Origin of the sequence: Castellaniella sp. GW247-6E4 (genome assembly GCF_040276065.1) — a bacterium.
Classification (GTDB): Bacteria; Pseudomonadota; Gammaproteobacteria; order Burkholderiales; family Burkholderiaceae_B; genus Castellaniella.
The window spans coordinates 1-7,529 of record NZ_JBELOI010000024.1 but is presented as its reverse complement, the minus strand read 5'-3'; the positions used below and the strand labels follow the sequence as shown (position 1 = coordinate 7,529).

Below are 7,529 nucleotides of genomic sequence, written 5' to 3'. Positions count from 1 at the left end.
GGGGGCGTCCTGATCGGGTCTCGTTCAACAACCTACATTCTGACAGGTCCACGGGACTTGTTCAGATGTTCCTTAGATCAAACGGTTGGATACTCTACTGTGCAAGCAGTCCATTCAAGTGGCCAGGCACAGCAAATCTGGAGGTAGTTAGTACATCGTTTGGAAAAACGTGGGTAGCTCCATGCATGTTGGACGGACAGGTGGTCGATGCTATTGATGACGAACTGAATCCGGGCGAACCGATTGAAATCCATCCTTTTGAACTTACTTCTAATTTCCCATTTTCTGGGTTGGGAATAAAACTTTCTCCTTCAAATCGAGAAATTTCATACGCAACTTATCTTTCCGGCGTTGCTGTAGCCCCGGAACTTAAGGAGTTTTTTGTTCCGGCAATTGGAGGGGAAAATTTATACGATCTTGTTGATTTTCGTCTTGCTCCCCATGCGATTGCGCCAGAAAAATTGCGGGCATTTATTGCCGGTGGTGGAAATTTAAGTGCTAACGGGCTGATACCTATCAGCAGTCCCGATGCCTATGCGCATTCTGCGCCGGCTGCTGCGATCTGTAGGGCGGTTTCGCTGTATCAATATGCTTTTGCATGTGGTGAAACGTCATCTTTTCTACGATTCACGCTTGTGCCAAAAAAAGACTTCATTTTGAAGCACAAGCTAGTTGTTTTCCCTGCCGACAGCTTTGGTTTATTCGCCGTGCTTCAATCAGATGTACATTCAACATGGGCATGGCGCTGGGGATTGCGGCGTGAAACTAGGCTTGTGTACAGCCCCAAAAGGTGTGCAACAACATTTCCAATGCCCACTTGCCCGGACGAGCTTTCTGTTATTGCAGAGAAATACTACTTATTCCGGCAGTCAATTATTGAGGCCAGGGGCGAAGGTCTGACGAGAATTTACACCCATTTTCACGACTCGAATGAGGACGCCACTGACATCTGTCAATTAAGAAGTCTGCACATCGAAATGGATGAGGCCATTGCCGACTCCTACGGTTGGCATGATCTCGACCTCGGCCACGGTTTTCACGAAACCAAACAGGGTATTCGGTTCACCATTTCCGAAGCAGCTCGCCGCGAAGTGCTTGACCGCCTGCTGGCTCTGAATCATCAGCGCCATGCTGAGGAGGCCGCCGCTGCTGCGGCACAAGCGGCAAAAAGGCCTGCCAAGAAACTTGGTCGAAAGAAACAGGGCAGCGTCGGTCAAAGCGCGCTCGATTTGTGAACAGGAGAATGCCATGAGTACAACACACCCGACTGCTTCACCAGCCGCACCAGCACTGGCCCCCAAGTCCCCCAGCGATCTGCGCAATGAACTGACTGGCATGGTCGTGCGAGATTTGCTCGGTCCCGCGGGCGGGCCAGAGGAAGAGCTGAATCAGTATGAAGACCACGCCTACCAGCGTTATCTGGTCGGCATGCTGGCCCCCAAAGACAGTCAGATCGACCGCGGGGAACTGGACGAACTGGGCGCCGGTGGTGGCGATGAAGGCGAAGAAGGGGCTCCGGAATCAGGTGTGCCTGCAGGGGGCACCTATTTCCCCTCGTCGATGGGCCTGAGCTTTGTCGTCGCCGCCGAAGCCAAAGAGATCGTGGTTGAAGCCGATTGGGGACAATACCTGCGGGTGAAGAGCGAAGCGCAGGCCAACCGCGATGGCAACCCGGCCAATGTGTGGAAACGCACCCCGGTGGCTGCGCCGCCGCTGGTTCTTGGCCTGAAGAACGGCATGCTCAAACCCACCCCATTGCATCCGGGCCACCCGCTGGTGCTGCTGCAGGGTCGCATGCGCCTGACCGCGGACGGCTGGGTGGTGACGCTGTTCATGGTCAACCAGCAGGAAGAGCGCACGCGCCGCGGTGAGCCCAAGGATGAGGTCTGGGTGTTCCAACCCAAGCTGCGGGTACACGGTGCCGAACAGCAGCCCATCTTCGTGCAGCGCAAGAACGCCAAGGCAGATCTGTCCAAGATGGATCCGCTGACCCGCGAAGAAACCGAGACCTTGGAAATGCTCTACCGGCATCAGCGGGAATTTGCCGTGGGGCATGGCATTTCGGTACACGCCACATTGCCAGAACCACTGGCTGAGCGAGCCACCCAGGTGGAAACCGAATGGGTGCCTCAATTTGAGGTGCCCCAGCAGACGCCACGATCTCCCGCGGACGATGAAAACCTCACCGGCGTCTTCATGGATATGAAAGCGCTGGCCGAACTGCCCAAGCCGGGCCTGATTGCCAGCCTGCGCCATATCGAAACCGCGTATCAGCTCTGGATCAGCATGGAGGCCGCCAAGCTCGGTCTGCCAACAGAACGCCTGGCCGGGCATGAGGAGGCCGCGCAGCGAGCAGTGGACCGCTGCACCCGGGCGCTGCAACGCATCCGGGCAGGCATCGACCTGATCGAGAATGACCCGCTCGCAGAAGAAGCTTTCCGCTTTGCCAATCGAGCCATGTGGCAACAGCGTATCCATTCCACCTTCGCCCGCAAGGTGCGCAAGAAGGAGAGGCAGGTTGAGGATGGCTACGCGGACTTGGACCACGATCCGAGAAATCGAAGCTGGCGCTTGTTCCAGCTGGCGTTTGTATTGCTCAACTTACCGAGCTTGTCTGATCTGCACCATCACGATCGCAGTCACGAGACCGAAGCCGTGGCCGACCTGCTGTGGTTTGCGACCGGTGGTGGTAAGACCGAAGCCTATCTGGGCCTGACGGCCTATACCTTGGCGCTGCGTCGTTTGCAGGGTGTGATTGAAGGCCGCCGTGGTGACCATGGGGTGGCCGTGCTGATGCGCTACACCCTGCGCCTGTTGACTTTGCAGCAGTTCCAGCGTGCCGCCGCGCTGATTTGTGCCTGTGAATCCATTCGCCGCACCGATGTGGCCAAGTGGGGTGAAACGCCTTTCCGACTTGGGCTGTGGGTCGGCGGCAAGACCACGCCCAACACCTTGAGCGGTGCTGCCAGCGCTCTGCGCCAGCGCAATGTCGGTGGGCGGCCGTCAGCAAACGGCAGTCCTCTGCAGATTACCTCTTGTCCTTGGTGCGGCAGCGAGATCAAGGAGCAGCACGTGAGGGTATACGAGGCACCCAGCGATATTGGCCGCTGCGTGACCTACTGCGGCGACAACCTGGGCCGGTGCGACTTCACCGAAGCCCGTGCGCCTAAAGAAGGCTTGCCGGTGATGGTGGTGGACGAAGAAATCTACCGCCGCCCACCGTCACTGCTGATTGCGACCGTGGACAAATTCGCTCAGATGCCTTGGAACGGTCTGACGCAGATGCTGTTCGGCAAGGTGACGGAAGTGTGCGACCGCCACGGATTCCTTTCGCCATGTGTCGAGGACGGCCAGTCGCATCCGGCGCGCAATGGCCTTCCCTCGGTGAAGAACCGCCCCCATGGTTTCTTGCGTCCCCCCGATCTGATCATCCAGGACGAGCTGCACCTGATCAGCGGGCCACTGGGCTCGATGGTGGGCTTGTATGAGGCCGCGGTGGATGAGCTGTGCTCATGGACAGTGGATGGCGGGAAGGTCCGTCCCAAGGTCGTGGCCTCTACTGCGACGATTCGACGAGCGCCTGATCAGGTGCAAAAGCTGTTTGTGCGAAAGCTGGAGGTTTTTCCTCCTCAGGGCACAGGCATCAAGGACAGTTTTTTCGCCATCCAGCGACCAGCGGGGCCGCAATATCCTGGACGGCGTTATCTGGGCATCAGTGCTTTCGGCCGCCGCTATCCGGTCGCCATGATCCGCACCTACGTAGCCCACATGGCCGCTGCGCAGGTGTTGTTCGAGAAGTACGACCGCCTGGCGGACCCTTACATGACCTTGACCGGGTACTTCAACTCGATTCGGGAGCTGGCGGGCACACGCCGGTTGGTGGAGGACGACATCAAGGCCCGTTTGCGCGATGCCGACCAACGCGGCTTGGCCAAGCGTCGGGTCCGGCTGGTGGAGGAACTGACCTCGCGCAAGTCCGGCACGGACATTCCAAAGATTTTGGAGCGCCTGGAGGCCGCGTTCGACAAGTCCTTGGAGGCCCAGCGGGCTGCCGAACGCAAAGCCGGGCAAAAGGTGACTTCGGCTGTGCCCTATGACGTGATCCTGGCGACCAACATGATCTCGGTCGGCGTGGACATTGATCGGCTCGGCATGATGGTGGTGGCAGGTCAGCCCAAGAACACATCGGAATACATCCAGGCCACCAGCCGTGTGGGGCGTTCGGCCGATGGGCCTGGGCTGGTAAGCACCGTGTTCAACTGGGCCCGCCCGCGGGACTTGTCGCACTACGAGCGGTTTGAACACTACCACGAGACCTTCTACAAGCATGTCGAGGCGTTGTCAGTGACGCCCTTCTCCGCGCGCGCATTGGATCGGGGGCTTACGGGCGTCATGGTGGGCCTGATGCGTCTGCTGGACGACCACCTGAACGCCAACCTGAAAGCAGGTGAAGTACAAGACACCGACCCGGTGTGGGCGCAGGTGTTCGAGCTACTGAGCAAGCGTGGAGAGCGCGCGACTCACGATACTTTGGTAGGCGATCGCATCAAGGACATGCTTGATCGCCGGCGTGATGAATGGCTGAAACGGATCCACAACCAGAAGGACCACAAGCTGGGTTACAAGTCAGAGGGCGGCGCCACGGTGGAGTTGCTTGAACAAGCCGGTAAGAACGATTGGCAAATGTTCACCTGCTTGAATTCCTTGCGGGATGTGGAGGGTACGGTGGATCTGGTGCTGGACCAACGCACCACCGGGCTGCGAGCTGATTGAGGAAAAGAACATGAATGAACTTGGAGAACTCCGCCCGAGCCAGCTGATTTTCACCTTTGGTGTGGGCTCGTTGGTCGATTTGCCCAACATGTCGGCGCTGGTAATGGGCCTGGACGATTGGGACACCCGCTATTGCAAGGAAATCGAGGAAGACCGTCTGGTCGCCGCGATTCAAAAGCGTTTGGGCTCACAACTGACCAAGCTGTACTTGCCACCGATTAAACTGGACGGCATGGAAAAAGATCCGGCTGCTCCCGCTGTGGGGGCTCCCGTGGTGCCGTTTCCTCGCTGGTTGCGTTGCTCGCTGTGCGATACGCTGGCGACGGTGGAGTCTGGCGTATTCAAGCTGGCGCAGGACCCATACCGCCCTGACAAAACAGAGTACGTCCATCAAGGTTGCCTGAAAAGCCAGGGAGGCAGGGCTCCTTCGGCTTTGTCTGTCCGCTTCCTGATTGCCTGCCGTGAAGGGCATTTGACAGACTTTCCTTGGCTGGAATTTGTCCACAAGGGGAACGTGCCGTGCCAAGGCGCGCAGCTTACCTTGCGTGAGTACGGGGCGTCCGGTGATGCCTCGGACATTGTGGTCGAGTGCCACAGTTGCGGCGCCAGCCGCCGTATGGCGGATGCGTTTGACTCCAGCACGCCCTTCAAGTGTCGCGGTCATCACCCTCACTTGCGATTGCTTGAGCCAAACTGCCAGGAGCCTGCAAAAACGATTCTGCTGGGGGCATCCAATAGTTGGTTCCCCACAGCACTGTCGGCACTTTCCATCCCGCGGTCGGTGGACAAGCTCGGCAAGATGGTAGAAGAACAATGGGCCGAGTTGAAGGATACAGAGGACCTGGATGAACTGCGGCTCATGCGAAAGAAGAGCCAAAAGTTTCAGTCGTTGATTCCATTGTTCTCTGAGTACAGCGATGAAGACATCTGGGGCGCTATCGAGACCAGGCGTGTCGGCCACCAGCAAGGCGATGTGCCGCCAGAAGATTTGAAGCTCCCCGAGTGGCAGGTTTTTTCGAACCCCGAGAGTGCCGCGGAAAATCGTGATTTCAAGCTCAGGCGTGTGGCACCACCGAAGGGCTATGAGACCTTGCTGGAAGATACCGTGCTGGTGGAGCGCATTCGGGAGGTGCGTGCATTGATGGGCTTTACGCGCATCGAATCGAATGCTGATTTCGCTGAGGCGACAAATCTAGGTGAAGCGCGCCTGACCAAGCTGAGCCGAGAAAGCCCAAAATGGTTGCCGGCTTCGGAAGTCCGCGGAGAGGGAATTTTTCTCAGAATCCGGGAAGAAGCCTTGCTGAGTTGGGAGCAAAAATCCGAAGTTCAAAAGCTTCAGCAGCAGTTCTTGGAATCACACAAAGCTTGGCGGTTGCTGCGGAGGCTTGAGCCCGCCAGTGATCAATTCCCTGGTATTCGGCTGGTACTGCTGCATTCACTTGCGCACGCTTTGATGCGGCAAATCGTGCTGGATTGTGGCTACACGGCTGCTAGCGTTCGAGAGCGCCTGTACTCTCGACAGCCGGGTGAGCCCGGCGGTCCGATGGCGGGCATCCTACTCTACACCGCAGCGCCCGACAGCGAAGGCACGCTGGGCGGATTGGTAGAACTGGGGGACCCGATCACCCTTGGGCGCCACTTACAACAAGCTTCGGAAAGCATGCGCCTGTGTGCTTCTGATCCATTGTGCGCTGAACATCAGCCGGACACGCTGGGAAGAACGATTCAAGGTGCCTGCTGCCACGCTTGTCAGTTTGCACCCGAGACATCATGTGAGCGGGGCAACCGCTATTTGGACAGGTCCGCTCTAGTCAATACCTTTGCGGCCACCAACACGGCGTTCTTTGACTGACTATGGATCAATCGCTCACGCCATCCGTTCATGCGCTCATTATGAGAGCGCCCATGATCTGGTTGAATGAAGCCTGCGAGATCTTGCGTACCGTACCGGCAACAGCGACGCCTGATTTCATCAAAAAGCGCATGCCGGCAACTAGTAATGCTGATCTGGCGTTTTTGCTATATCAGGTCGTCGATATGGCTGTCGGCAAGCTCTCTTGGGAAGCTCTTGGATGCAGTTTGCGAATTGCGTTCGAGATTCATCACCGTGACCAGCGGGCTCGGCAGATTGAGATGCTGTGGTCTGGACCGCCACCCGCTGGCTATTTGCCAGCAAGACGCATTGACCAAGCCCTTTATGACTTGATTGCCTCGGCCAAGAAGGAAATTCTGCTGGTCACCTTTGCCGCGGTGAAGGTCGAGCGCCTGGCAATAGCCTTGCTGAAGGCGGCTGGGCGCGGGGTCAAGATACGATTGATTCTCGAGTTTTCCGAGACATCGGAGGGACAGCTCAGCTTTGACGCGCTCAAAGCATTCCCGCCTGCACTGGTGAATGTGGCGGAAGTCTATTTCTGGCCCGTGGAAAAGCGTGAACGGAATCAGGCAGGCAGGCCCGGAAAGCTTCATGCGAAGCTGGCAGTGGTGGATGAGGTCGTCTTATTATCCAGTGCCAACCTTACAGATGACGCATTTAGCCGGAATTTTGAGGTTGGTGTGAGCCTGACTGATGAAGACGTTCAGGCGTGGGTTCAAAGTCACCTCAATGGGCTGATTAGAAACTCCACGTTGAAACGCGCTCAACACAGATAGGATGAAAAAAGTTGAATCTGCCCTGGTAGAGGGGCCTGTCATTAATTTCGTGTTTAAGGCATAACATGCACTCAAGGAGTGATTATGCCTCGCAAGACGAAGACCCC

At 57.3% G+C, this 7,529-nt stretch carries 4 protein-coding genes; all 4 read left to right on the top strand.

Translation table 11 applies throughout. The features are described from left to right. Positions 1-185 precede the first annotated feature (185 nt). From ABS761_RS16560 to drmC, 4 genes are read left to right on the top strand one after another with little or no spacing between them, the layout of a single operon-like run. Positions 186-1,235 (top strand): hypothetical protein, encoded by a 1,050-nt coding sequence (locus ABS761_RS16560; protein ID WP_350409501.1) that lies wholly within the window; start codon positions 186-188, stop codon positions 1,233-1,235. Between the two features lie 13 nt (positions 1,236-1,248). Next, positions 1,249-4,773: a DISARM system helicase DrmA gene (drmA, locus tag ABS761_RS16555; RefSeq protein ID WP_350409500.1), complete on the top strand. Its 3,525-nt coding sequence runs from the start codon at positions 1,249-1,251 to the stop codon at positions 4,771-4,773. A 10-nt stretch (positions 4,774-4,783) separates the two neighbouring features. Next, a complete protein-coding gene (gene drmB / locus ABS761_RS16550) occupies positions 4,784-6,625 on the top strand; it encodes a DrmB family protein (RefSeq protein ID WP_350409499.1) in 1,842 nt (613 codons plus the stop codon). Between the two features lie 53 nt (positions 6,626-6,678). Further along, on the top strand, positions 6,679-7,422 hold the full coding sequence (drmC, locus tag ABS761_RS16545) for a DISARM system phospholipase D-like protein DrmC (RefSeq protein WP_350409498.1): 744 nt from the start codon (positions 6,679-6,681) through the stop codon (positions 7,420-7,422). Positions 7,423-7,529 lie beyond the last annotated feature (107 nt).